Genomic DNA, 25,591 nt, shown 5'->3' with positions numbered 1-25,591 from the left:
CTCAGCCTTTCATACCGGATGTCGCAATGCCGGCGATGAATTGCTTCTGACCGATGAGGAAGACGATCAGGATGGGCAGGACCGAAAGAACCGAGCCAGTCATGATCATGGCAAAATCAGCATTGTACTGGGAAATGAAGAGCTTGAGGCCCAGCTGGATCGTGTAGAGCTTCTGGGAACGCAAGTAGATCAACGGACCCATGTAGTCGTTCCACGTATTAGTGAAGGTAATGATGGCCAAGGCTGCAAGTGACGGTCCCGACAGGGGAAGCATGATGCGCCAGTAGATGCCGAACTCACTGAGCCCATCCAATCGGCCCGCCTCAGACAAATCCTCAGGTATGGTGTCATAGAACTGTTTCATCATAAAGACGCCAAAGGCTCCAAAGGCTTGCAGAAGGATGATGGACCATCGCGTATCGGATAGACCGACGGCGGAGACCAGCTTGAACTGCGGAATCATGTAGGCCTGCCAGGGCACGGCCATGGTGGCGATATAGATCAGGAAGAGGGTGGTGCGCCCCCTGAAGGGGATCTTCGAGAAGCCATAGGCTGCGAAGGATCCGGTAAAGACCTGCAGGAGTGTCACGATCACAGCGAAGAAGATGGTGTTGAGCAACCAGGTCGTCATATCGGACTTGGTCCAGATGGCAATATAGTTCTCCCAGTGCCAGACCGATGGGAACCACTTGATGGGGATGGCGTAGACCTCATTGTTGGGTTTGAGGGAGGATAGGAACATCCAGAAGAAGGGCAGGAGCACGAAGGCGGAGACGACGATCATGGCCAGATACCCGATGACTGTGCCTGCAATCTTGGCCGGAGAGACTGGCTTCTTGTTCCAGGGAACCTCCTCACCGGCGGGTGAGGGAACAGCTGCGGAGACTGTGTTGGTGGACATGATCTCAGTCCTCCTTCAGATTGTTGTACCAGAACTGGAACAGCGTGACCACCATGCAGATGGCCAGAAGAACCAGGGAGACGGTCGAAGCATAGCCGAAGTCGCCACGTTCGAAGGCCACACGGTAGATGTACTGCGCCAGAACCAGGGTGCTGGTGCCGGGGCCGCCATCGGTCATGACCAGTGTCAGATCAAGAATCTTGAAGGATCCGATGGTCAGGGTGACCATGACGAAGAAGAGTGTGGGGCGCATCATGGGTACGGTCACATGCCAGAAACGCTGCCATCCGTTTGCGCCATCAAGCTCAGCGGCCTCATAGAGCTCGGAGGGGATGGTCTGCAGACCTGCCAGGAGCAGAATCATATAGTAGCCGACCTCACGCCAGGTACCCACGACGATCACAGCGGGCATGGCCCAGGCCGTCGAGCCCAGCCACCCGGGGGGATTGCTGATGAAAAGCCGCAGGAAGGAGTTTATAGGACCGGACTTGGGGTCGAAGAGCATGCCCCAAACCTGAGCCGCAGCCACTATGGAGGTGATGTAGGGGAAGAAGGCCACCGTTCTGAAGAAGGCACGTCCGCGCAGCTTGGAATTGAGCAGGACGGCCAGGGCGAAGGCCAGAACCAGAGTCAGGGGGATGTGGACTATCGAATAGTAGATGGTGTTCCACACCGAGGTCATGAAGATCTTGTCGTGGGATAGCCTGACCCAGTTCTTCACGCCGTTCAAGACAGGGTTGCCGAAAGCCGACCACTTGGTAAAAGCTATATAAAAGAGCGTCAGGGTGGGCAGGAGGGTCAGGCAGATAAAACCTATGAAATTCGGCGATATGAATATCAGACCATTGCGCAGGTTCCTTCGTGAAATCGCCTTGGCATTGAACTTGCCCTGCTTAATCCTCGGGGCCCGCCGCCCGCCGCCGGGCCCATGAGACCCCGTTTTGTGATCAGCGGCCGCCTGTCGGTCGTCAATCACGCCGATTTCTTCTGACATCTGTGCCTCTCCTTACTGCCATCACGTGTCATGGGTTTGGGAAGCCCCTCGCCACTTTTACTCCAACTGGCTCAGTGGGAGGCTTCAGGACACATGTGCATCCTGAAGCCTCCCTTGCGTCACCTGGGACTATTCGTCCAGTACGCCTTGATCCTTAACGTTCTGGGTTGCTTCCTTGAGCCCATCGGATGGAGACTTGGCACCCGTCATAATCGAAGAGTGGGTGTCCTTGAGGAGGGAGTTGATGGTGTCCGTGGCCGTGGCCACGGGGGCTTCCATCTTCATGTCGTGCTTGCTCCATGCATCCTTAGAGGCCTGGTCGGAGGCCATGCCCTCAGGAGAGAAGAAAATCTCGGTCACCTTGTCGTCGATGTAAGCGGGGGTGGTGGAGAGCTTGGCCAACTCAAGAGCGCCGCCTTGCCCGGTGGCCCACTTCACGAACTCCTTGGCAGCAGCCAGTTTCTGGCCGGTGGCCTTGGAAGAGACTGCCAGGCTGGTGGGGCTGCCGAAGGTGATCGGGGTCTTGGGCAGCTTCTTGTCGGGGTTCTGGGGAGCCGGAGCCATGCCCCAGCTGAATTTCTCGGCTTCACCAGACTGTTGCTGGCTGACAAGGGTGGCGGCGTACCAAGTGCCCATGGGCATCATAGCGGCCTTCTGAGTGCCGAACTGCGCCTGATACTGAACCTTGTTGGTGAATGAGGTGTTCCAGTCGATCGTATACTTGTCCTTCTGCCACTCCAAGGCCCTCTTGTAGAAGGGCTCCATGTATGAGAAGTCGGCCTTGAGGAAGGTGCTGTCTGCCGACTTGCCGCACTGTGCCAGAGCGAAGGACTGCACCACGGACTGCCAATTGTGCATGTACATGGGGTAGACGCTGTTGGCATCGTAACCTGCTGCCGGCAGCTTCTCCTTGAGTTCCTTGGCAGCCTTGGTGTAATCATCCCAGGTCCACTTGGCGTTCGGCTCTTCAACCCCGGCCTTCTTGAACATGTCCTTGTTATAGAAGAGGACCCAGGTATCACTGCGGTAGGGCAGGGCGAAGTACTTGCCATTGTGCTCATAGCCGTTCAGATCAATGTGCTTGTTGCCCTGGTAGCCCTTGGCGATGTCGGAGATATCCGCCAGTCCCTGTGAGTCTGAATAGGTGACGTACTTGAGCATGTTCTTGATGGGGAAGACATCGGGCTGGGCGCCAGAGGAGATGTCCGCCGTCAGCTGCTTGTCATAGTCATCAGCGGAGTACTGCTTGACGTTGACAGTCACGTTGGGGTGGGCTTTATGGAAGCCGTTAGCCAGAGTCTTGAACTCGGGGGTCATGTCCAAAGACCATCCAGCGAAAGTGATGGTCGTGTTGGCCTTGCTGTCGAATCCGTCACTTCCTGAGGAGGCCTGCTTGCTTGAGCCGCCACCTCCACAGCCAGCCAGCAGCATGACGCCCGCAGCCGTCACCGCCAGAGCCTTGGTTACAGTTTTCACGTTCATGGTCATCCCTTTCCTTCGGCGACAATGCCGCGGAAGAGGCCGGATAAGGCCGACCCCTCTCTCGCTGCAGACTTATCACAGTCCCCAGGTAAACCCTTGCTGGCTTACCTGCCCATGATAACTCCGAGCGAATAAATCCAGATTAACTGGTCTGAAAATGACCTGAAGAGTTTGTTGCAGTCTGTTTCCATCACTCTTGGGCCACAACCCTGGTATACACTTGAAAAGTTAGAAAAGCTAGGGATGTTGGCCGTCGCGACTGCCCTCATCAGCATCAGAGTAAAGCATCGAGGCCAGAGCATGGATCAGAGAGAATCAGGGGCAGGAAGCAAAAGACAGGATCCGGCTGACGCGTCCTTCCCCAATCCCCCGGCAGCAGGATGGCTCCCAGCTCAGAGACGAGAGCTGATCCTCAACGCACTTCTCAGAGAGAGCGTAGTCAGAGTGCCCTACCTGGCACGGATGATGGGCACCACAGAAATAACCGTCCGAAGGGATTTGAACAATCTGGCCAGAGCTGGTCTCGTCAGACGTGTGCGCGGGGGTGCCCTGGCCGTCAAATCCTTGGATTTCCAAGGCCAATCTGCCGAATCGTTCACAGTCACTTCCTCCTACACCTCTGACCCTGCCTTGGCTGATATGCCAAAGCCATCAGTGAGAACGAATGTCACTTCGAAAAAGAAAGCCGGAAGAAAGGGCAATCCAGATCGAACCAGCAGCGCCGGAGGCACCAACGGCAAAACCAATGCCGGCGTGTCAAGCCTCGCCATGGATGAAGCTTCCAGCCGGGATAGGGCAACTGTCGTTCGTAGAAGCCGGATCGGGGTAGCCCTGCCCGAGCCCAGCTTCATCTGGCCCTCAGTGACCGATGCCATCAGGCGTATGGCGGCCGAAAAATTCGGCCTGGAGATCGTTGCCAAGGAAACCTCCTATGAGACCTTTCCCGAGATAGATATTCTGGATGATTTGGCTACTGATCCACAGATGCTTGGACTGATCATGGCCCCCAGTATTGAACCGGATGTCGCACCGGAAACCTGGCAGTGGCTGACCGAGTGCCAACTGCCTGTAACCATTCTGGAACGCCATCCGCCACAGTGGCTGCCCGGATTCTTCGACTCGGTTCATACCGACCATCCAGCCGGAGTCCGCCGAGGACTGCAGCATTTCCGTCAGCATGGCCACCACCGGGTGGGACTGGCTCTGGGCAGCACCCCCACCGCAGGCGATATCGAGCTGGGCTGGCAGCTGATGATGAAAGAAGGAGGCGGGCTTGAACAGACCTTCCTGCTCAAGGACAAGCAGCCATATGCGGCCGAGGATGTCGAGCAGATCGTCCAGACGATTCTGGAGACACACACCACAGCTGTCCTGGTTCATCCAGACTACCTGTCCATCGCTCTGGTCCAGGCTCTGGAAAGAAGGGGGTGCCACATTCCCAACGATCTATCCATGATCACCATCGACGGCTACACCAAGCGCCTGACGGTCCTGCGATCCTCGGCCCAGGACCTGGCGACCGCCGCCCTACGCCTCCAAGTGCGGCGGATACAAGACCCGGACCAGCGCATCGAGCACCTCTACATAGAGCCGGAGCTCATTGACAGAGGATCGGTGGCCGATATGGCTGACGAGTAGACAGCGTCTGATCAGGGCCTGCATGGCACAACCGACCTCCGGCTGGTCCATGAACCGGTCAGGACCAGAGTGGCCGCAATAACAAGAGAAGGCCGTCAACCCAGGGTCAACAGCCTTCAACAGGCAAAAGGCGCTCGAGCGGCGATCTCTTGCCGGTCAGCAATTAAAGCTCACGCACGATACCCAGGACCAGCCTGGCGGCCGTGTCGGCATATTCGGAGATGTCGAACTCCCGGAAGACCTCATAGTCGGTGTCGGCATTGTCGCTCAGAGCGCGGATGACCAGGGCCGGCACCTTGTTGCGGGCAGCCACGTGGCAGACAGCCGCCCCTTCCATCTCGACCGCATCGGCCCCGGTCTGCTCCTTGACTTGGGCAATCTTCTCCGGGCTGTCCACAAAGTAATTACCCGTCGCAATGGTGCCGACGATGTGCTTGATCCCCATGGAGTCCAGAGTCCGGCTCGCCAGATCCAGCAGGTGAGGGTCCGAATGAAACTCCTCGGTGCCGGGGGCCGACTGAGCCACCAATCGCATATCCGTGTCCAGATAGCGCAGGGTACCTCCAAGGACCACATCGTTGATATGCAGGTCCTTGTTCAGGTTGCCGGCGATGCCGGAGAAGATGACGGCCCTGGGATGGAAGGCATCGATCAGATACTGTGTGGTGGCGGCGATGTTGACGGTGCCCATGCCGCCAACAGTGGCAGCCAGCCCAACCGGGCCGTGCGGCCCATCAAGAGTACCGGATATGACTTTTAATCCGGCATCGCCGGCATGGGAATCCTGATCCGCCTGCTTCAGGCCTTGGCCGATCAGGGCCACCTCCTCATCCATGGCACCTATGACGGCAACCGGTCCTTGATCTTGGCCCTCCAGGGAATCGCCTGTTTCACTCATGCCTGACTCCTTATCCATGATTTCACCAGCTGATGCGGCCCGACCAGCCTACTGCGGCTCGTAAGTCAACGAGCCGTGCTACGGCGACGGTCCACTGCCTCAGCCAGCTCCCCCAACAGATCCTGAGTATCAGGCCAGGAGATGCAGCGGTCAGTGATCGAACACCCGTAAACCAGTTGATCCAGCGGGGCCGGCTTCTGATTGCCTCCACGTATGAAGCTCTCCATCATCAGCCCGGTAAAGCCCTCCTCGCCGTCGCCTATCCGCTGGGCCAACTCATGGACAACCTGGATCTGGCGCCGCTCGTCCTTGCCGGAATTGCCGTGGGAGGCATCGATGATCAGTCCGTGGGAAGCCGCGCTGTCCTTGGGCATGCGCTGGCGTAGCACGGCAAGGGCCGCCCGCACCGAGTCCTGATCGTAGTTGGGGCCTGACTTGGAGCCGCGAAGAACCAGATGGCAGTCGGGGTTGCCCATGGTCGCGACGGCTGCGGCCTGACCCTCGTGGTCTATTCCGAAGAAAGTGTGGCGCTGAGAGGCCGCATAGCAGGAGTCGATGGCCACATCCACGCTGCCATCCGTGGCGTTCTTGAAGCCGATGGGCATGGACATGCCGCTGGCCAGCTGGCGATGGACCTGGCTCTCCGTGTTCCGGGCACCGATGGCCCCCCAGCTGACCGCGTCAGAAATGTACTGGGGCGATGTAGGTTCCAGAAATTCCGTGGCCGCTGGAAGCCCGGTCTCCAGCACACCCAGAAGAATCCGCCGTGCCAGGACCAGGCCCTTCTGGATGTTGTGGCTGCCATCCAGGTCGGGGTCGTTGATCAGGCCTTTCCAGCCGACCGTGGTCCGGGGCTTCTCGAAATAGACCCGCATGACGATCAACAGGCAATCCTTCAACCGCTCATTGACGGCCGACAGACGGCGAGCGTAGTCCAGTGCGGCATCGGGGTCGTGGATGGAGCAGGGGCCCACAATGACCAGCAACCGGTCGTCCCGCCCATGCAGACAGTCCACTATTTCCTGCCGGGAGCGGATGACCAGGTCCTTGGCCGGTCCATCCAAGGGGTATCGGGTCAGCATCTGCGCGGGCGAAGGCAGGCGGTCAAGCTCAAAGACCCGCCTGTTGACGATCCGCCCTATGCCTACCTCGTCCTCCCACCTGGGCACATTCCCGGTCTGCAGGGGGTTGACACCGGCCGCCAGCGCCTTGTGCACCAGTTCAACCTCGTAGGCCTTGCTGGGTCGGGGCAGAGGCTCCTGCGGCTCATCCTTCATCCGACTCATGCCCTCATCCTTTCCCGACGGGATTGCACGGCATCCGCCAGGATCTGCAACAGCTCCTCGGTCCTGTCCCAGGAGATGCAGGCATCAGTGACGGATTTGCCGAACACCAGCTGATCCAGTGGAGCCGGTTTCTGGTGACCGCCCTCAAGAAAGCTCTCCATCATGATGCCTGACAGGCCCTGCTCGCCCTTGGCGAGACGGTCTGCCAGGTCCTCGACCACCTGGGCCTCACGTACGGGGTCCTTGCCACAGTTGCCGTGGGCTGCATCCACGATCAGTCCTCGGCAGGCGCCAGGACCCAACGGCGCCTGATGTATGGCCTCCAGAGCGGATCGGACGGATTCCGGATCGTAATTGGGACCATGACCGGAACCGCGCAGAATTATGTGGCAGTCGGGATTGCCCCGGGTCTCGGCAGCGATGACATGACCGTCGAGGTTGATGGATAGGAAGTGATGTTCGGATGCCGCAGCCAGGCAGGAATCGACCGCAGCCTCTACGCTGCCATCGGTCGAGTTCTTGAAGCCCATGGGCATGGACATGCCGCTGGCCAGCTCCCTGTGGACCTGGCTCTCCGTGTTCCGGGCACCGATGGCCCCCCAGCTGACCGCATCAGAAAGATACTGTGGGGTGATGGGATCCAGCCATTCTGTGGCCGCCGGAATCCCCTGACCCAGGACCTGCCAAAGCACCTGTCGGGCCAGGCGAATCCCCTTGCGAATGTTGAACGTCCCATCCAGGTCGGGGTCGTTGATCAGGCCCTTCCAACCGACCGTGGTCCGGGGTTTTTCGAAATAGACCCGCATGACGATCAGCAGACGATCCTTCAACCGCTCATTGACGGCCGACAGGCGACGGGCGTATTCCAGGGCAGCCTTCGGATCGTGGATGGAGCAGGGGCCGGTGATGACCAGGAGCCGGTCGTCCCGCCCATGCAAAACATCCCGGATGGCCTGACGAGAGTCCCGGACCAGATTCACCCGTTCCGGATCAAGGGGCCGCGAGCGCAGAAAGACCCTGGGAGCCGGGATTGGATCCAGCTGACGAATGTTGACATCCACTGTTTCGGGAAAGACGGCCGTATCGGCAAAATACTGCCGCTCCTCTTCCGGGATGATATCCGGTTCCTTGACGAATGCCACGGTCTCTCTCCTCTCTGTCGTACTTCGACAATCATGCCCGCATTTCTTATAACCGCCCACATCCGGGCCAATGTGGACAGTCCTTTCCCGCGACCCTTATAGACCACGGGAACGAACAGTTTGTTGGGTAAAAGTGGATGAATTAGTGCTGTTGCTCAGGCCAAGGCACCCATGGGATCCCAGGCGGGCAGCATGATGGCCTCCTGGTCAAAGGCCCGGCGATACTCCTCGGACAGCATGGACTTGGGTACAGCCACCTCGTAGACATACTGGCTGAACCAGTCGTCGCTCATGGTGAAGTAGCCATTGTTGGCGATGTCCCCGCCCCAGGAGTTCTCTACCCGCCAGCGGTTGGTGGTCCGGCCGTCATCGGCCACGTCCACGCCAACGAATGCCATGGCGTGGTTCTGGGCCGAGTCGCCGAAGCGCACCCGCTGCTCCTTATCCATGTCGAAGTCCACCCCGTAGACCCGGCCATACTCAAACAGGTCAGTGGCCCACTGACCGGCCTTGCGGTCCATCATGGGATGGCAGTCGGCGCCGAACCATACCGGCAGGCCCTGTTCGCTCATCAGACGACGGGCACAGTCCTTCATGACCTCCACCGGAACGTTCAGGTACTCGGTGGAATCGCCGCCAGCCACGTTGCCCAGGTGCTCGATGCCGATCTTGCGGCCCTTGGGGTGCTCGGGGCGCGGGTCGTCGACCAGGCAGACGTAGTCCTCAAGTCCGGCATTCACGTAGCGCTTCCAGAACTCCTGCGGGGTGATCCGCCCATCCCGGTGGAAGACGCCATCCTTGTCGGTCCACTCCCAGTCGAAGCTGGTGGGCGGGGTACCCAGATGAATGGTCAGCATACGGTGGCCGGCCTCCAGGGTCCTATCGATGATCTCGTCAATCCCGTCCGGGTCGGCCACCATGTGAGCCGTGGCCTGATGGAGCAGACGACGCAGCTGAGTGTTCATCTGGCTGGTGTCCTGGGATGAGGCCGTCTCAGGATAGAACTGCTTGGGCACGGCGCCGTACTTCTTATAGATGTTCATGGCCATGATCCACTGGCCACCATCGCCCATGACATCGCCCATCAGGAAGCGCATGAGCTGGGAGTCGACAGGCTCACCGGCACGTACCAGAGCCGCTACGTCGCGCAGGAAGTAGTTGACGCGCTCAAGCTTGTCATAGTACATGGCGTAGTTCTGGGACAGCTCGAAGTCACCCATGGGGTTGGCGGTGCTTTCGTCATCAATGTTCAGAGCCTTGCGGGCCACGAAGCGTGCCACGTTCAACGAGCTGAAGAGCCAGCAGCGGCCGGAATGCGCCTGCGAGGTGACCGTGCCATTGTCGATGCTGACCGAAAATCGGTGCTGGAGCAGGCGGGAGCGATTATAGTTGTGGGCCACTTCGTCAATGCCTACCTGGGTGACGGCGTTCATGGCGGCGTGGTTGGCCTCGCGCTCATCGAAGGCGGTGCACAAGTCCTCCAAACGGGTCTGATCCAGTGGTGTCAGTGCTGATGTCATACGGTCTGTCCTTGTTTCCTTTCATGCGGATGTATCTGCATCCCTGCATCCAGCATAGCGGGAATCAGTCATCGGGGGTTCGTCTGGCGGAGGATGTGGACAACTGTGCCTGTCATCAAGCCAGAGAGAAGCGCTGGGCCGCATTGACCACAGCCAGGACCACCAGGACGGCCAACCCAAGGGAGATCCAGCCCTTATAGGTGCCGGAGGGTGAGCGATCGGCGCGCAGGTGGTCTGCCAGCTGCCCCCGAATCAGCCAGAGGACGACCAGCCCCCCAACCAGGCCCAGAAGGGTCATTCCCTGATTGATCATCGTGCCGGTGCGGGCCGGCACCGTCTGGGTCAACCACATCATGGCGTCAGCCAGGACCAGGTTGTTGAAGATATGCAGAGCCATGGACCAGAGGATGGAGTATTCCATGGCGATGAAACCCAGAACCAGACCCAGCAGGAAGGTGAACAGACTCTGGGTGATGTCCCCGTGCAGGCAGGCGAAAATGAAGGAGGAGGTGACGATGGCGAAGGTCCGTCCAAAGGGTCTGAGCCTGCCCATGACCACGCCGCGCAGCAGGAACTCCTCGACGACAGGGACCAGGATTGCCGTGTCCAGGGGCGACAGGAACCCATGCTGACCCGCTGCGATCTGGGAGGTGGTGGAATGGTAGACCAGCCCCAGTGCCTGGGATCCCTGGTTGACCACCCAGGTGAAGCCGGTCTCAATGCTGCTGGCCAGCATGATCAGTAGGATGGCCCCGATCAGCACGGCCGGGCCGGGATTGGTCTGAGCCTTGTACCGTACCGGGTTGGAGCCGCGGCCGAGCAGATCCTGGCCGCGGGTGCCAAAGAGAAAGACCAGCATGACCAGATCTCCCAGCAGATCGCCCAGCCCTGGCTGACGGGCAATGCCCAGGGCCGCGGCCACCGAGGGTAGATTCAGGACACCTGCGATCAGGTTGGCCACCACCAAGTACACCAGAGCGTAGAGGGATTGCAGGTCCACCCCACGACGCACCTGGGCGCTCCATGAACGTAAGGACCCTGGAGATGGGCTCAATCCTTCCTGTCTGCCCGCATCCGCCTCGATTGGATCTGTGGCGCTCGAATCTGATGATGCGTGATGTGCTTGCTGCATGATGCCCTCCCAACCCTACGACCCCTGGCCTGCACCCCTTCACCATTGACTCTAGGCCTCAGCAAGGGCCCGGATTGAGATTGACGCCCATGCCTGTTTCGGCATATGTTCAGACGACTCCCGAACAAAACAGAGGCCGGGTCGCAGGCCATGTCTGCAACCCGGCCCTGACGAATAATCGACGTTCGCCGATCAGTCGCTACCGGTCGGGGTCATGTCATCGTTGACGGGCGGAATGACGGTAGTCTCCTGGTCAGTGACCGCCTTCTCCTCCTGTTCATCCTTGGCCTGGGCCGGCACATCATCGGCCTGGCTGGGTGCATCGGGCAGGACGCTCGGCGCCGGTGAGGGCAGGACCTGAGTCGGCATATTGGCTGAGGACCGGAGAGTCGCAGCTTCGCTGGTCTCATCTTCGGAATTGCTGGCGGAATCAGCTGCCACGTCATCAGTTGCCAGGTCATCGGCTGGTTGACTCGCCAGGACCGGATCGTCCGATGTCTTAGGGGCTTCTTCCTGGGGGTCGGCAAGGGACTGGCTGACGCTCTCATCCTCGCTCTCGGCCTTCGGGGCTGGAGTCGGCAGCGGATCAGCGGCAGGCACAGCATTGACCACGGGCACGCTGGGGGCCTGCCCCTCGTCCTGGTCATTGACCACAGTCTCGTCGTGGAAGCCGTCGAAGTTGCCGAAGGACTTTGAGAAGATGTTCCGCAACTCATCGACCCGAGCGGTAATGGTGGCTTCCCGGTGCTGCAGCTTGGTGATATGATCCCTGAGCCCGTCCAGCTCAGCTTGGGCGGCCTTGCGTTGAGCCTCGACCTCGGCCTGTGCGCGCTGCTTGGCCTCTTCCAGCAGCTGGCTGGCCTTGCGCTCGGACTCCTCACGCTTGAATGAGGCGAACGAATCGGCATCCTTGCGGGTGGCCTTGGCCTGCTCAATGAGCTCCTGGGTCTCCTTCTCGGTCTTGACCCGCCGCTCCTCCAGGCTCTTGAGCAGTTCGCCCACCTTCTTGGTGGCATCCTCCTGCTGGGCTGCTATATCGGAGCGGACCTGCTCTGCCTCGGCGTTGACCTTGGCCATGGTCTCAGCACTGGTAACCTTGGACTCGTCCACAATCTGCTGGGCCTCAGACTTGGCCTTGTCAGTGATCTCCGAAGCCTGCCTGCGGGCGTCATTCAGGCTCTTGGAGACCTGCTCACGCACATCGGCCAGCTTCTTGTTGGCCTCGGCCAGGGCCTTCTGAATCTGATCGTTGGCATCCTTCTTGAGCTTGGCGATCTCCTCGTCGCTCTTGCGCCGCTTGTCGGCAATCTCCTTGGCGGCCTTGGCCTTCTGCTCGGACAGCTCCTTGTCCTGGGTGGCCTTGCTGGTGGCCAGTCGCTTCTCATGCTCCTCGCGGGAGTTCTGCAGCTCCAGATCCAGGGCCTGACGACGTTCCGCCACGACCTTGTCGGCCGCGGACTTGCTCTGTTCGCTCTGCTGCTTGGCGGTGGTGGTGACGGTCCTGGCTTCGTCATTGGCGGCCTCGACGATGGACTTGGCCTTGGCGTTGGCCTCATCCACGATGTGCTTGGCTTCAAGCCGGGCCTCGTTGACCAGGGTCGTCGCCTTCTCCTGGGCGGAGGTTTTGGTTGATGCCGCATCCTGCTTGGCGCGGTTGAGCAGCTCGGTACTGGTCTGCTCGGCCGAGGCAAGCAGCTGCTGGGCGTTGGCTCCAAGGGAGGCGAAGGAGTTGCGCGGCTGCTCGACCTTGCGCGACTTAGCCTCCTGGAGTTCCGCCTCCAGCTTCAGAATGCGATCATCGTCGGCCTTGATCTGCTGACGCAACCGGGCTAGATTGCTCCGCGAGGCCGCCAGAGCCTGGTCGACCCGCTCCTTGTCATAGCCTCGCAGGACAACGGGAAACTGATCTTCGGCCATGGAAACACTCCTCTTCGCCACCAGGACATGCCGGCCCGTGACAAGGATGTCTTCGGTCCGGTGGATTTACCTCGACTCTACCCCATGACAGGCCGAAATTCGCCGTCTGACAAGCTGCCGACACATTGACCTTACATACGGGGCTCAGGCAATAAGAATAGGGCTGGAGGAGGGCCTGCGGTAGTAGCGAATGGTCTCATTGACCACCTCGCGCACAGCCTGTATCTGCTGATTCAGGGGCAGGCCACGCTCCTGTCCGCCGCTATCGTTGACCAGGGGGAGACTGACGAACCCGGCCAGGACATCCTTGTGTCCTGCAGCCCATGCCAGCAGATTGTAGAAGAGCGCGTTGCAGACATAGGTACCCGCGTCCGAGCTCAGCGTGGCGGGAATGCCGCAGGTGCCGAAGTCGTGCAGGATGGCCCTCAGCGGCAGACGGGTCCAGTAGGCGGCCGGACCCTGGGGATCGATGGGCTGGCGATTGACCTCGCGGGCAGCATCCTGATACTCCTGCTCCACTAAGTCGTCACGATCGTCTGCGTCGTCCTCCTTGAGGTTGACGGCACATCGCTCCATGGCGATGCCACGAGCCCGACGCTTGAGCCCTGTGGCGATGATGATATCGGGGTGCACCCGCTCTATGGCTTCATGCAGTATGGGCCAGGCCTTGGCGAAGCTGACAGGCATGGTGACGGCGGAAATAGCCAGGTCCACGCCCTCCAAGGGATCCTCCTCGGTGGGGCCGAGAGGGCGCATACCCTCCATACCATGCTCGGCCAGAGCCTGTGAGACCTGATAGGAGGGGTTGACGTCAACACCCTGGTAATAGTCGTATCCGGCGACGATGACCTTGATCTGCTCCATGTGCCCCATGGTACACAGGGCTTCACCCGGCCAGGGAGCCCGCTATCCATTCAGCCACGGGCACGTCCGAGGGCAGGGTGATCTTCATGTTGGTCACGCTGCCGGCCACGATGGCCACCGGCTCCTCAGGCAGGTGGTCCACCACGACCCGTGTGTCATCCGTGGGATGGAAGTCCGGATCCGCAGCGGCCAGATCGTAGGCCTTACGGAGGGTGCTGAAACGGAAGGCCTGCGGGGTCTGAGCCCTGAACATGTTGTCACGGTCGGGCACCTGGCGCACAACCTTGCGCTCGCCCAGGTCCCCGGCCATCAGCATGGTGTCGGTCGAGGCCACGGCCACGGTTGCGGCGTTGAATGTATCCAAGGCATCGATGCAGCCGTCGATTGACTCCTGGCTGACGAAGGGCCGCACCGCATCGTGGATGAGCAGCTTGGCATCCTGGGGGATCTCCGCCTCAGCCAAGGTCTGCAGGGCTGCCTCGGTGCTGTCCATGCGCTCGATGCCACCCTGGATGACCATGCGGACCTTGTCGTAGGTGTCAGCGCCCACGATGGCCTCGACAGACTCCCGAACCCGATCGTTGACCACGACCAGGATGTCCGTGACCCGGGCATTGGACTGGAAGGCGTCAATTGACCAGGTGATGATCGGTTTGCCGCCCACCTGCACCAGCTGCTTGGGGTTGCTCTCGTCGAACCGAACGCCCAGCCCGGCCGCCAGAATCACTGCCACCACCGGCTGAATCTGCTCCTCCGGCTCTGCGTTGACCTGACCTACCCCGGACGGGGCTGCTGATGCTCTGCTCTCACTCATAGACTCAACGGTACTCATACGGAAACAGAGAAAGGTGCGGACCCGGCGCTATCTGCACCGAACATCTGCACCCGAGACCTGCTCCAGCTGCCAGGAGCAGGCTGCAATCAATCTCACAACATCAGTCGTCGGCCAGGATAAGCGCCAGCATGCGCCCCTCCCCCGCCTTGCTGGCCAGCGAGGCCCGGCGGTGGGAGTACCAGAGCGGATTCTCCAGTGTGCACAGGGGGCGGCGCAGATCCTCAAGACGCTTCGACAAGGAGGGACCCTCACTGTCCTGGCTGCACAGCTCTATCAGGTCCGGGTCCTGACGCAGGTAACTGGTGGCGGCACCGACCCGGGGGGCGGAGTCTACGATATTGGTCACTCCTGCCGCCTTAAGTTCCATCCTGGCAGCAGTGGCGATGTCGATGGCGATTCCGCCGAACCTGCATGGTCCGGATGCGCCGGGGAAACGCTTCTCGAAATCATCGGCCAGGTCCGAGCCCACCTGATAGCAATCCGCGCAGATCCGAGGTCCCAGGGTTGCCACGATCCTGGATGGGTCAGCACCCTTGTCGGCCATGGCCTGGACTGTTGACGGAATGACGCCGGCCACCAGACCACGACGGCCGCAGTGGGCCGCCCCCATCACGCCGGCCTGTGGGTCGGCCAGAAGCACGGGAAGGCAATCAGCGGCGAAGATGCCCAAAGCCAAGTCACGACGGGTGGTCACCTGAGCATCGGACTCGCAACGCCCCTGGGGCTGACCCTGGTCGGCATCCCAGACCCGGGCTGAGTGAACCTGGTCCACCAGGACTATGGGACGGTCCAGCTGGTGGCCCAGGGCCTGACGGTTGGCAGCAACCGCCTGCGGATCATCGCCACCCTTGCCGCCTAGATTCAGCTGGGCGTAATCGCCTGAGGAGACCCCGCCCAGTCTGGTGGTGTAGACCACCTTGATCCCTGGCGCCAAGGCTATGGGAATGGTGACGGGGATTGGACGACCTTGATCATCCAGCGCCGATAGGGGGCTGCTGTCCAACAGGATCCGTTCCTGATTCCAGGCTTTACCCTGAACGCTCTGCGAGTCCTGCTCGCTTGACAGAGTCTTGAGACTCATGCAGCCGCCGCCTGGTTCAGACGCTCCAACTCCTCCTCGCTCAGCTCCATATCGGCCGCCTGCAGGGAGTCCAGAATGGTGGCCGCCCTGTGAGCCCCGGGAACCACGAAGACGTTGCGGTTCTGGGACAGCTCCCAGGCCAGGACCACGCGCTGGTGGGAGACGCCGTGCTCCTGGGCCACCTGCCGGAAGGCATCATAACGAGTTTCATCCTTGGGCGCTCGGAAGCCTCCCAGGGGGCTCCAGCAGACAAAGGCCAGATCCAATTCGGCTGCATGGTCCAATTCCTGGCGGGAGCTGGTGAAGGTGGGCGAGAACTGGTTCTGCACGGCTACGAGGTCATTGCCCAGAATCCTGCGAGCCAGGTCCATCCGGTCAATGTCTACGTTGGAGACGCCCAGTGTCCGGGCCACGCCCTGCTTGACCAGCTCGGCCATGGCCTCCAGGGACTCCTGATAGGGCACCTGGGGATCGGGCCGGTGCAGGTAGAGCAGGTCGATGGTGTCCACGCCCAAGGCCTGAGCAGACTCCTTGGCGTGCCGGATCAGGCTCTCCGGTCGACCGTCCACAGCCCAGGTTGGCCGACCATCGGTGAAGTTGCGGTAGTGTCCCACCTTGGTGGCCACCAGCACATCCTGACGGGGTCCCTTCCAGGATTCCAAAGCCTGGCGAACCAGTCGTTCATTGGTCTGCTCAGGGCCGCCCGATTCGTAGTATGACCAGGCGGTATCCAGATGCCGGCAGCCGGCATCCAGGGCCTGATGGATGATGTCGATGGCCGTTGCCTGGTCCGGCTTGCCCTCAATGGACAATCCCATGCAACCCAGTCCGACCGCTGTCGTAGTAAAGGGCCCCAAGGCCCGCATCGACAATGCCATGCATCTACTCCCGTCTTGTAGATTGAGGCCGGCTTCGACGCCGCCGGCTTCCCATCGAGCTTAGCTGACGGCCCGGTCTCAGCGGCCGCCGAAGGAACCACCACCGGACCCACCACCGGAACCGCCGAAAGAACCACCACCGTCGCCAAACCCACCAACAGCACTGCCAGAGCTGTTGCCGCTGGCCATGCCAATCAGGCCGCCGATCTGGTCGAGTCCCTGGGTCAATTGAGTACCCAGATCAATCACGCCACCCTGGCCGAGCGCTGAATTGGCAGCCAATGCTTCAGGGCCGCCCAGGGAGGAAGCCGCCGTAACATTCTGGCTGTAGGGCAGGAAGGTCCAGTAGAGCAGGCTGCCGCGCGCATTGTCATTCAGCCACTCGGAGTCGGTCAGTTCAGGGCTGGCCTGTGCCAGCTGAGTGACAACCCGGTCGCTTATGCCGAAGGCCGTAGCATAAACCAGGTAACGATCCCAGAGCACCAGATCCTCCACGCCCCGGTGGCTAAAATCGCTGAAGTCCAGCAGGTAGCGACGAAGCCCCGACACCTGGCCGGCCATGGGCTGCCCATTCCTGCTCAGCACCTGCGAACAGCCATAGCGCATGGAGAATGCTGCCACAGCCACCAGAAGCACGGCCAAGGGCGCACGTACCAGTACGGTGCCCGGCAGGAATCCGGCCAACAGAATGAAGGCAGCCAAGAGTACGGCCAGGAAGGCCAAGACCCCCAGACCATGACGATAGGCGAGCAGGTCGGCATCGTTGGTCTCATACTTGATGGCCTTGTCGAAAGCCTCCATGTAGACCTTGCCAGGACCGGCTTCAGTGCTGGAGAAGAGAGCAACCATCTCATACAGGTCGAAGCGTTTATCCTCGGCACCCATGATATCGGAGGCACCTTCCAGCATGGTCAGGCAGGCTTCCTCACTGTAGGACAGGGCCAGGGATGCTCGATCCTGACTGCAGACCGGATTGATGACCACCTCCATGGACTGCTGTTTGCCCTTGAGCAGTGAGCGCATCACCTTGGTCACGGGTCCTTCGCCGGAATTCGTCCGGTCCTTATACTTGACGGGAATCAGAGCGATGGCCCGTTTGGAGGCCAGGGAGAGGATGGTTGCTGACAATTGCCTGCCAGTGGGGGTTTCTCGGGTCAGCATCACATCGTTAATAACGGCGGCCACTGCGGGCGACAGATCCGAAGGCTGCCGGTAGTAAATGATATCGCCTCGGTACTGGGAGTCTCTATAATTGTGGAAAGCCTGCCAGAGCATGACCGCAATCAGCGCGATAGCAGCCAAGAGTGCCAAGACGCCCGTCAAGAGTCCGATTCGCGCCCGTCTGGTCTGCTCGGTATGCCAGCGCTCATACTGCTGGCGCTCCTGCTGAACGATGCGGTCACGTGCCGGCTGGGAGTCGGTCCTGACCACCGAGGAAATCCTCCCCGCATCGAAGAGCACCACCAAATCCAGATGCTGGCCTGGCTCGATGCGGTCTGCGGAGAATCGGACACGGCTGTCATCCACCACCTCGTAGGAACCCCTGCCAGCGAAGTGCAGCCAAGCCTTGGCGTCCTTGTCCTTCTCCGTTCCTATCTGCTTGGGCAGCTTGACATTGGCGCTCACATGCTCAACGGGAATCTGGTTGGTGTCGCCCACGGGCTCCCATTGGAATTCGGCCACATCAGAATGGGCAGTGGTGACCCCGTGGAAGGTCATGTCGATGCGGAAGCGCCGACCTGAATCCTTGGCAGTCTGTGGAATGTTCCAGCCCAGCTCCACCTGGCACTGGTTTCCTTGATCGCCGCAGGCAGAACCCTGACCCGCATCGCCCGGATTGTAGGATTCCAGCCCCGCATCCGAGACGGTGCCCATATACCAGGTGCCAGCCATGGTCTTGTCCCAATCGGGAACTTGATCGAGGTTATCAGGATCCTTCGGCGGGTCAGCCTGCCTATATGTGGAGCCATTAGTCAGGTCAGTCACGCTTACGTCGCTTATGCCGGTCAGGCGGTCAGGCTTGATCTGATAGCGCTGGTAGAGCTCCCGCCAAGGGCGTTCGTCGCCGTTGTCATCCTCGCGGGAATTCATGGTGACGGTCAGGGTCTGACTGATACGCAAATCGCCATTATCCAGGACCTGGACATCGTAATCGACTGAATCGTACACCAGGTCGGGCCGATTCCTATTGAAGACCAGCAGGGCGGTGACTAAGCACGTCACCAAGCCTGCCACCAGGGCCAGCGCCAGGGCTCGGAAGAAACGGGAGGTGCTCCAGGAGGGATGACCCGAGGAGGGATGTTTCGAGCCCGCCTTCCCGGAGGAGGCCGCCGGGGCGTTCACTGTCCGAAGTCCACAACGGGCGCCTGGCGGCTGCCCTCGTCGGCCTGGAAGTACTGGGCCTGACGGAAGTGGAAGAGTGATGCGATGATGTTTGAGGGGACCGTCTCGATGCGGGTGTTGAACTTCTGGACCACATCATTGTAGAACTGCCTGGCGTAGGCGATCTTGTCCTCCAGGTCCTTGAGCTGGCGCTGCAAGTCCAGGAAGTTCTGGTTGGCCTTGAGCTCAGGGTAGGCCTCCGCCCGAGCCATCAGGGTGACCAGGGATCGACCCAGCCGCTGCTCGGCATCGGCACGGGCCTGCATCTGGTCCCCGCCAGCCGTCTGGGCCTGAGCCACGTCGGCGCGGGCCTTGGTCACCTCCTCCAGGACGGTGGACTCGTGTGAAGCGTAGCCCTTGACCGTCTGGACCAGATTGGGCACCAGGTCGGCACGCTGCTTGAGCTGGACGTCAATCTGGGCCCAGCCATTGGCCACCCGGTTGCGCAGATTGACCAAACCGTTGTAGGCCCCGATGCCCCAAATGACCAGCAACACGACCAGCAGGACAATGACAATAAGCACGATCAGTGATACGGACATGTCCCCAATTCTCTCACGGAAGGGTCTGCAGACAAAACAGGACCCCGCCCATTAGAACGGGGTCCTGTCGGAAGACACCGAATCAATCAACATCCGGCATCAGCGGGAATCAGTCCTCACTGTCGAAGGGGTCGAAGTCCCTGCGCACGCGACGACGGGGACGCTCGGAACGCTCCTCCCGGTCGGCCCGGTACTCGTCGTAGTGCTCGTCGGCCGCATAGCGCGGGTTCTCCCTGCGACCACGATAGCCGCCACGTCCGGAGGAGCGACGCTCATGACGGCCACCACGATCACCGCGGTCATCACGCTCGGCACGGCTGCCACGGCCGCGACGCTCGCCACGGCCCCGGCCGCCACGATCCTCGTCATCATCGCGGGAGACCCGACGACGGTCACGACGGGAGCCACGGTCCTCGTCCTCGAACCAGTCTCCGCCATCCTCATAGTCACGGTCGCGGCTCTGACGACGGTGCCGGGGACGATTCTCCTGGTCCTCATCGTCGTAGTAGCGATCCTCATGCTCTGAACGAGAGCGGCGCGGAGCCTCATACCGATCCTCACGGTCGGAGGAACGGCTGCGGCGATCACGATGATCACGGTCGCCACGACCACTGCGCTCACGACGATCACCGCCACGGTCACGACGGTCTGTGCGGCCACCGCGATCACGGCCTCCTGCGGACTCCTGGTCCTCGAAGCCGGGAATGGCCAGGGAGATCTTGCCACGGTCGTCCACACCCTGGACGATGACCTCGACGGTGTCGCCCTCCTTGAGGACGTCCTCCACGGAGTCGATGCGCTCGCCGTTGGCCAGGTTGCGGATCTGCGAGATGTGCAGCAGTCCGTCGGTGCCCGGTGTCAGGTTGACGAAAGCGCCGAAGCTGGTGATCTTGACCACCTTGCCGTTGAAGGTCTCCCCCGCCTCGGGCACGTGCGGGTTGGCGATCTGGTCGATGACCTCCTTGGCCTTGGCTGCAGCCTCGCCGCCCTCGGAGGCGATGTAGACCGTGCCGTCGTCCTCGATGGAGACGTCGGCACCGGTGTCCTCCTGGATCTGGTTGATCATCTTGCCCTTGGGGCCGATGACCTCGCCGATCTTGTCGACCGGAACCTGGGTGGTGATGATGCGTGGCGCATAGGGGCTCATCTCGGCAGGCCCGTCGATGCACTCGTTGATCACGTCCAGGATGGTGGCCCGTGCTTCCTTGGCCTGCTGCAGGGCGGCTGCCAGGATGTCTGCGGGGATGCCGTCCAGCTTGGTATCCAACTGGAGGGAGGTGATGAAGTCGGATGTGCCAGCGACCTTGAAGTCCATGTCACCGAAGGCATCCTCGGCACCCAAAATATCAGTCAGGGTCTTGTAGGTGGGCCGACCGTCGACCTCACCCGTGACCAGGCCCATGGCGATGCCCGCTACAGGGGCCTTCAGGGGCACGCCGGCAGCCAGCAGGGACAGGGTGGAGGCGCAGACGGAGCCCATGGAGGTGGACCCGTTGGAGCCGATGGCCTCGGAGACCTGACGGATGGCGTAGGGGAACTCCTCGCGGCTGGGCAGAACCGGGATCAGAGCGCGCTCGGCCAGGTTGCCATGGCCCACTTCGCGACGCTTGGGCGAACCCACGCGGCCGGTCTCGCCGGTCGAATAGGGGGGCATCTCGTAGTTGTGCATGTAGCGCTTGGTTGTGGGGCCGGACAGGGCGTCGATGGTCTGCTCCATCTTCAGCATGTTCAGGGTGGTGACGCCCAGCACCTGGGTCTCGCCGCGCTGGAAGAGAGCGGAGCCATGCACGCGGGGCACCACGTCCACCTCGGCGGACAGGGTGCGGATATCGCGCAGGCCACGACCGTCGATGCGGTAGTCCTGGGTCAGGATGCGGCGGCGGACGATCTGGCGCTGAAGCTCCTTGAAGGCGTTGCCCAGCTCCTTGTCCTTCTCGGTCTCGTCCATGTCGGTGAACTCGTCGGCCAGAGCCTCGCGGACCTTCTCCTTGATCTCGTGGATGCGATCCTGACGGGGCAGCTTCTCCGCGATGGACAGGGCCTGGTCCAGGTCGGCATGAGCCACCTGGTCGATGCGCTCATAGAGCTCGTCGGTGTACTCGGGGAAGAGCTGGAAGTCCTTGGTGGGCTTGGCGGCCTTGGCCTTGAGCTCGCTCTGGGCCTCGCACAGAACCTTGATGAAGGGCTTGGCGGCCTCAAGACCCTGGGCGACAACCTCTTCATCGGGCTTGATCTGGCCCTCGTCATAGATCAAGCTCCAGGCGTTCTTTCCGGCACCTGCCTCGATCATGGCAATGGCGACGTCCCCGCCCTCGACCACACGACCGGCCACAACCAGCTCGAAGACGGCGCGCTCGCGCTCGCTCCAACGGGGGAAGGCCACCCACTGGCCATCGATCAGGGCCAGACGCAGACCCGAGACCGGGCCCTCGAAGGGCAGACCTGAAATCAGGGTGGAAGCGGAGGCCGCGTTCAGGGCCAGTACGTCGTAGGCATCCTCGGGGTTGACTGCCAGGATGGTCTCCACAACCTGGACCTCGTTGCGCAGGGTGTGCGGGAAGAGGGGACGCAGGGGACGGTCAATCAACCGGCAGGCCAGGATGGCCTCGTTGGAGGGCCGACCCTCGCGACGGAAGAAGGAGCCAGGAATCTTACCTGCGGCATACATCTTCTCTTCCACATCGACGGTCAGCGGGAAGAAGTCGTAGTTCTCCTTGGGGCTGGATCCAGCGGTGGTGGTGGACAGCACCATGGAATCGTCATCAAGATAGGCGGCTACTGCCCCATCCGCCTGCTGGGCGAGACGACCCGTCTCGAAGCGCACCGTGCGCTTGCCATATGATCCGTTATCGATCGTGGCTTCTACAGCCGTGATTTCGGGACCCTCCATAGGGTTCCTCCTTTTGTTTACTGCTTGTTTACTACCTGATGTCAGGATGCTCGGCATCAATTGGCTGCCGGAGATCCTTCTACTTCGGTCTGGTCCTGCCGAACCCCATGTCCGGTTATCTTCATTCCTTGCGGACCAGCCTTGCATTTGAATTCGGCACCATCTTCTGCAACCCCATCCCGGGGTCGACGGTACCTGGTTCAGTCATGCAAAAGCGCCCGAGCGCTAGGCCCGGGCGAAAGCATGCATATCAGTGGCGCAGTCCAAGACGCTCCACCAGGGAACGGTAGCGGTTGATGTCCACCTTCTTGAGGTAATCCAGCAACCGGCGACGATGGCCGACCATGAGCAGCAGACCGCGACGCGAATGATGGTCGTGCTGGTGCTGCTTGAGGTGCTCGGTCAGGTCGGTAATGCGCTTGCTCAGCAGAGCCACCTGGACCTCGGGGGAACCAGTGTCGCCCTCGTGGGTCGCGTATTCCTTGACGATTGCCTGCTTCTGCTCACTCGTAAGAGCCACGGCTCCTCCTCTTGCATTCTTCCGTTACGCGGTGCACCAGCCCTATGCTGAAGCGCTCTCGATCCGCGGGCGAAACACGCCAAAAGTCCATTATACACAGCGATGGGACCGGATGCGGGAATGGGAGGAGGAACAGATCTATCCCCCGACAGGCTTGTCGATGCGGTCATGCCGCGGTGATCAGGCCGCCGAAGAGGACGATGGCGATGGCCGCCAGCTCGATGATGAAGAATAGGGAGAGGGCTGACCAGCTGTGGGTCAGCGTGTTCCAGGGGGAATCCTTGCGTACACAGACCAGGATGGCCACGAAGACGACAGCAAAGACCGCCACTCCCAGACCGGCGGCGATGATGCCCAGGTTGGCCGCGTTGGCCAGAATGGCCTGATGCTGGTAGACGACGAAGGTGCTGTACCAGAAGTTCATCTTGAGCAGGCAGAGACCGGCGATGAGCTGCTCGGCGGCCAGGCCCAGCACGAAGACCACCCGCCAGAACCAGGAGGACGACTCGATGATGGACATGCCTATGCCCATAAAGGTCAGCACGGTCACCGTCCAAGCTATCAGGGCTATGCCTCGCGGATCCAGGACCGAAGCATAGTGGAGCACACCCTGGGTATGGTTGATGGCCAGCGAGCGCCCGTATCCATAAGGAATGACGATGGCCAGGAGGACCGCCAGCGCGAAGACAACCCAGCGGACCGGGCGGGCACGTCGCTGCTCGATCTCAGCCAACGAGTATTCAGAATCCGGAATAGTCGCCTCAGGATGGGCCGAAACCTTGTTCACCGCAGTCGCTTCATCCGCGTGCGATGGTACGGCTGCGGAACCAGCTGAATCGCTTCCGCCGGATTCCGCACCATCCGCATCGTCGAATTGCTCCATCGGCGACCACACCTCCAAGTCCGCTGCTCGTGGACACATCGCCTACAAGCTTATACCGGGCGGCACACCCGCGCTTAGGAGCGGAAAGCACAATTCGCAAAATACTCGGCATCCAGGTGGTAGCGGATAAATAGAACCATACTGCAAGCGATATAGTCCATTCCCGCAAACGGGGGGGGGGGGGGGGCTGATCTCTGCGACCGAAAATGCTGCAGACCCAAAATCATCCAGCAGGTATCCGAGGAGTACCCGGGCTGTGTCTTCTGGCCAGTCGATCATACGCATCTTAAACCATGACAATCCGTGTTCAAACACCCTGCCAGTCATCTGCAAAGCGGTAATGGATGCCTTGAAATGCAGACAGAACCTTCAATAGGGCACACTGATGCGATTACTACGGCCGGAGGAGAATCAAACACTCATGTTTGAGCTATGAAGCGGTCATGGATTCTACCCGGCGCCCCTACAGCGATCCCTTTACTGACTGAAACAGCTTATGGGAGCCCGGGGATGCATCAGTCGAACTGCCTTATGCCAATGACATCACGGAAAGTCACATACTCGTCACCGGGACCGCAGCCTGTACCATAGTTCGTACCGTAGTATACGCGATCCGACTGGATCATCCGCCTGTCCTCATCATCCAGCGAATCCCAGACCCTGCGTTCGATCTCGTCCATTTTCTCGGTGATGGGATGCCTTGACGCATAACCGTCGATCAGATCCTGGGGAATATGGTCATGAGTGGTACAGGCCTTATCCTTGGATGCCATTTTTCTCATGAAATCCTCATCCAGAGCCATTCGTCTTCTCCCATCTTTGCGAACTTATAGGGCATCCATCCGATGTCCTATAGAATAATCCCAGCGGATGCGGGGAGCACACAGCATTCTCGTTCTTGGCCGAGCAAACGGCCGAATCATCCCCAGAGAATCAAGCGCTCATCTTCAAACCATACCCATGTTCAAACCATAAAGTGGTTATGGCTTCTCTCCGGCACTCCTACAGCAATCCCTTTACTGATTGAAACAGCACATGGGAATCCGGGGATGCATCAATCGAACTGCCTGATACCGAGGACATCGTAGAAACTCACCTTGGTATCGCCGCCGAAACCAGCACCATAGTTTGTCCCATAGTATGTACGATCCGACTGGATCATTCGCCTATCCTCATCATCCAGCGAATCCCAGACCCGGCGCTCTACATCATCCATGTCGTCAGTAATAGGATGCTCTGACACATAGTCATCGATCCTCTTCTGGGGAATATGGTCATAAGTGGTACAGGCCTTATCCTTGGATGCCATTTTTCTCATGAAATCCTCATCCATAGCCATTCATCTCCTCTCATCTTTGTGAACCTGCAGGGCATCCATCCGATGTCCTGCAGAATCATTCCCGCGGATGCTGAGAGCACGTTCCTACTGCCACGCCAGGCCACACCGCCAATGGGATTATCCCCGCGAATGCGGGGAGCACACGGTATTCTCGTTCTTGATCGAATAGACGGCCGGATCATCCCCAGAGAATCAAACGCTCAGGTTTAAATCATACCCATGTTCAAACCATAATGTTGTTATGGATTCTCCGCCGACGCTCCTATAGCGATTCTTTTGCTGATTGAAACAGCATGTGGGAGCACGTGAATGAACCAGTCGAATCGCATTATGCGGATAACGTCGTAGAAACCCACCTCTGTTTCGCCGCCGCAGCCTGTACCGTAGTATACGCAATCCGATTGGATCATTCTCTTGTCCGCATCATCCAGCCAATTCCAGACCAGGCGCTTAGTTTCACCCATTTT

The 25,591-nt window shown here is 60.3% G+C and carries 21 protein-coding genes; 1 reads left to right on the top strand and 20 read right to left on the bottom strand.

The features are described 5' to 3' along the window. Position 1 precedes the first annotated feature (1 nt). The 3 genes from ACUIAF_RS07855 to ACUIAF_RS07845 form a co-directional block, all read right to left on the bottom strand. Positions 2 to 901, bottom strand: coding sequence for a carbohydrate ABC transporter permease (locus tag ACUIAF_RS07855; protein WP_015022407.1), 900 nt, complete (start codon positions 899 to 901; stop codon positions 2 to 4). A 4-nt stretch (positions 902 to 905) separates the two neighbouring features. Beyond that, on the bottom strand, positions 906 to 1,895 hold the full coding sequence (locus ACUIAF_RS07850; RefSeq protein ID WP_015022408.1) for a carbohydrate ABC transporter permease: 990 nt from the start codon (positions 1,893 to 1,895) through the stop codon (positions 906 to 908). A gap of 129 nt (positions 1,896 to 2,024) precedes the next feature. Next, positions 2,025 to 3,377 carry an ABC transporter substrate-binding protein gene (locus ACUIAF_RS07845; RefSeq protein WP_181415649.1) on the bottom strand — a complete coding sequence of 451 codons (1,353 nt, stop codon included), beginning with the start codon at positions 3,375 to 3,377 and terminating at the stop codon, positions 2,025 to 2,027. A gap of 300 nt (positions 3,378 to 3,677) precedes the next feature. On the opposite strand from ACUIAF_RS07845, the gene ACUIAF_RS07840 reads away from it, so the two are divergent. Continuing rightward, positions 3,678 to 5,015, top strand: coding sequence for a substrate-binding domain-containing protein (locus ACUIAF_RS07840; protein WP_445338491.1), 1,338 nt, complete (start codon positions 3,678 to 3,680; stop codon positions 5,013 to 5,015). A gap of 163 nt (positions 5,016 to 5,178) precedes the next feature. On the opposite strand, the gene mtnN is transcribed toward ACUIAF_RS07840, so the two are convergent. The 17 genes from mtnN to ACUIAF_RS07755 form a co-directional block, all read right to left on the bottom strand. After that, positions 5,179 to 5,913: a 5'-methylthioadenosine/S-adenosylhomocysteine nucleosidase gene (gene mtnN / locus ACUIAF_RS07835; RefSeq protein ID WP_015022411.1), complete on the bottom strand. Its 735-nt coding sequence runs from the start codon at positions 5,911 to 5,913 to the stop codon at positions 5,179 to 5,181. A gap of 65 nt (positions 5,914 to 5,978) precedes the next feature. Further along, entirely contained in the window at positions 5,979 to 7,118 is a 1,140-nt protein-coding gene (locus ACUIAF_RS07830; RefSeq protein WP_445339191.1) for a 3-deoxy-7-phosphoheptulonate synthase, read from the bottom strand. A 77-nt stretch (positions 7,119 to 7,195) separates the two neighbouring features. Continuing rightward, complete coding sequence (locus ACUIAF_RS07825) at positions 7,196 to 8,341, bottom strand: 3-deoxy-7-phosphoheptulonate synthase (protein ID WP_445338489.1); 1,146 nt, start codon at positions 8,339 to 8,341, stop codon at positions 7,196 to 7,198. A gap of 155 nt (positions 8,342 to 8,496) precedes the next feature. Next, entirely contained in the window at positions 8,497 to 9,861 is a 1,365-nt protein-coding gene (locus ACUIAF_RS07820; RefSeq protein ID WP_110417644.1) for a C1 family peptidase, read from the bottom strand. 115 nt (positions 9,862 to 9,976) lie between these two features. After that, on the bottom strand, positions 9,977 to 10,993 hold the full coding sequence (locus ACUIAF_RS07815) for a lysostaphin resistance A-like protein (RefSeq protein ID WP_445338487.1): 1,017 nt from the start codon (positions 10,991 to 10,993) through the stop codon (positions 9,977 to 9,979). A gap of 192 nt (positions 10,994 to 11,185) precedes the next feature. Then, a complete protein-coding gene (locus ACUIAF_RS07810) occupies positions 11,186 to 12,910 on the bottom strand; it encodes a cell division protein (protein ID WP_445338486.1) in 1,725 nt (574 codons plus the stop codon). Between the two features lie 144 nt (positions 12,911 to 13,054). Then, positions 13,055 to 13,774, bottom strand: a complete 720-nt coding sequence (locus ACUIAF_RS07805; RefSeq protein ID WP_445338484.1) for a pyroglutamyl-peptidase I family protein — start codon at positions 13,772 to 13,774, stop codon at positions 13,055 to 13,057. A gap of 22 nt (positions 13,775 to 13,796) precedes the next feature. Further along, positions 13,797 to 14,588 carry an IspD/TarI family cytidylyltransferase gene (locus tag ACUIAF_RS07800; protein WP_445338482.1) on the bottom strand — a complete coding sequence of 264 codons (792 nt, stop codon included), beginning with the start codon at positions 14,586 to 14,588 and terminating at the stop codon, positions 13,797 to 13,799. A 121-nt stretch (positions 14,589 to 14,709) separates the two neighbouring features. Beyond that, a complete protein-coding gene (locus ACUIAF_RS07795; protein ID WP_445338480.1) occupies positions 14,710 to 15,690 on the bottom strand; it encodes a polyphenol oxidase family protein in 981 nt (326 codons plus the stop codon). Then, positions 15,687 to 16,568, bottom strand: a complete 882-nt coding sequence (locus ACUIAF_RS07790; RefSeq protein WP_445338479.1) for an aldo/keto reductase — start codon at positions 16,566 to 16,568, stop codon at positions 15,687 to 15,689. Before ACUIAF_RS07790 ends, ACUIAF_RS07795 begins: the two co-directional genes overlap by 4 nt. A 78-nt stretch (positions 16,569 to 16,646) precedes the next feature. Continuing rightward, complete coding sequence (locus ACUIAF_RS07785) at positions 16,647 to 18,911, bottom strand: DUF2207 family protein (protein ID WP_445338477.1); 2,265 nt, start codon at positions 18,909 to 18,911, stop codon at positions 16,647 to 16,649. Continuing rightward, entirely contained in the window at positions 18,908 to 19,492 is a 585-nt protein-coding gene (locus ACUIAF_RS07780) for a LemA family protein (protein ID WP_110417652.1), read from the bottom strand. Before ACUIAF_RS07780 ends, ACUIAF_RS07785 begins: the two co-directional genes overlap by 4 nt. Positions 19,493 to 19,601: 109 nt before the next feature. Continuing rightward, positions 19,602 to 22,382 carry a polyribonucleotide nucleotidyltransferase gene (locus ACUIAF_RS07775; RefSeq protein ID WP_445338475.1) on the bottom strand — a complete coding sequence of 927 codons (2,781 nt, stop codon included), beginning with the start codon at positions 22,380 to 22,382 and terminating at the stop codon, positions 19,602 to 19,604. A gap of 250 nt (positions 22,383 to 22,632) precedes the next feature. Continuing rightward, on the bottom strand, positions 22,633 to 22,902 hold the full coding sequence (gene rpsO / locus ACUIAF_RS07770) for a 30S ribosomal protein S15 (RefSeq protein WP_015022424.1): 270 nt from the start codon (positions 22,900 to 22,902) through the stop codon (positions 22,633 to 22,635). Positions 22,903 to 23,068: 166 nt separating this feature from the next. Next, entirely contained in the window at positions 23,069 to 23,785 is a 717-nt protein-coding gene (locus tag ACUIAF_RS07765; protein ID WP_198203270.1) for a hypothetical protein, read from the bottom strand. 515 nt (positions 23,786 to 24,300) lie between these two features. Then, complete coding sequence (locus ACUIAF_RS07760; protein WP_445338472.1) at positions 24,301 to 24,558, bottom strand: hypothetical protein; 258 nt, start codon at positions 24,556 to 24,558, stop codon at positions 24,301 to 24,303. 281 nt (positions 24,559 to 24,839) lie between these two features. Beyond that, positions 24,840 to 25,124, bottom strand: coding sequence for a hypothetical protein (locus tag ACUIAF_RS07755; RefSeq protein WP_445338470.1), 285 nt, complete (start codon positions 25,122 to 25,124; stop codon positions 24,840 to 24,842). Between the last annotated feature and the right edge of the window lie 467 nt (positions 25,125 to 25,591).

The organism is Bifidobacterium sp. ESL0822 (assembly GCF_052606675.1).
The sequence above is the reverse complement of the archived record's forward strand: the minus strand, read 5'-3'. Positions and strand labels throughout refer to the sequence as shown.

What these genes read in the sequence shown, in the direction of transcription:
- ACUIAF_RS07760 (WP_445338472.1), bottom strand. Translation starts at nt 24,558, where the DNA reads ATGGCATCCAAGGATAAGGCCTGTACCACTCATGACCATATTCCCCAG.
- ACUIAF_RS07820 (WP_110417644.1), bottom strand. Translation starts at nt 9,861, where the DNA reads ATGACATCAGCACTGACACCACTGGATCAGACCCGTTTGGAGGACTTG.
- ACUIAF_RS07815 (WP_445338487.1), bottom strand. Translation starts at nt 10,993, where the DNA reads ATGCAGCAAGCACATCACGCATCATCAGATTCGAGCGCCACAGATCCA.
- ACUIAF_RS07810 (WP_445338486.1), bottom strand. Translation starts at nt 12,910, where the DNA reads ATGGCCGAAGATCAGTTTCCCGTTGTCCTGCGAGGCTATGACAAGGAG.
- ACUIAF_RS07800 (WP_445338482.1), bottom strand. Translation starts at nt 14,588, where the DNA reads ATGAGTGAGAGCAGAGCATCAGCAGCCCCGTCCGGGGTAGGTCAGGTC.
- ACUIAF_RS07765 (WP_198203270.1), bottom strand. Translation starts at nt 23,785, where the DNA reads ATGGAGCAATTCGACGATGCGGATGGTGCGGAATCCGGCGGAAGCGAT.
- ACUIAF_RS07780 (WP_110417652.1), bottom strand. Translation starts at nt 19,492, where the DNA reads ATGTCCGTATCACTGATCGTGCTTATTGTCATTGTCCTGCTGGTCGTG.
- ACUIAF_RS07855 (WP_015022407.1), bottom strand. Translation starts at nt 901, where the DNA reads ATGTCCACCAACACAGTCTCCGCAGCTGTTCCCTCACCCGCCGGTGAG.
- ACUIAF_RS07790 (WP_445338479.1), bottom strand. Translation starts at nt 16,568, where the DNA reads ATGGCATTGTCGATGCGGGCCTTGGGGCCCTTTACTACGACAGCGGTC.
- ACUIAF_RS07795 (WP_445338480.1), bottom strand. Translation starts at nt 15,690, where the DNA reads ATGAGTCTCAAGACTCTGTCAAGCGAGCAGGACTCGCAGAGCGTTCAG.
- ACUIAF_RS07840 (WP_445338491.1), top strand. Translation starts at nt 3,678, where the DNA reads ATGGATCAGAGAGAATCAGGGGCAGGAAGCAAAAGACAGGATCCGGCT.
- mtnN (WP_015022411.1), bottom strand. Translation starts at nt 5,913, where the DNA reads ATGAGTGAAACAGGCGATTCCCTGGAGGGCCAAGATCAAGGACCGGTT.
- ACUIAF_RS07775 (WP_445338475.1), bottom strand. Translation starts at nt 22,382, where the DNA reads ATGGAGGGTCCCGAAATCACGGCTGTAGAAGCCACGATCGATAACGGA.
- ACUIAF_RS07755 (WP_445338470.1), bottom strand. Translation starts at nt 25,124, where the DNA reads ATGGCTATGGATGAGGATTTCATGAGAAAAATGGCATCCAAGGATAAG.
- ACUIAF_RS07850 (WP_015022408.1), bottom strand. Translation starts at nt 1,895, where the DNA reads ATGTCAGAAGAAATCGGCGTGATTGACGACCGACAGGCGGCCGCTGAT.
- ACUIAF_RS07845 (WP_181415649.1), bottom strand. Translation starts at nt 3,377, where the DNA reads ATGAACGTGAAAACTGTAACCAAGGCTCTGGCGGTGACGGCTGCGGGC.
- ACUIAF_RS07805 (WP_445338484.1), bottom strand. Translation starts at nt 13,774, where the DNA reads ATGGAGCAGATCAAGGTCATCGTCGCCGGATACGACTATTACCAGGGT.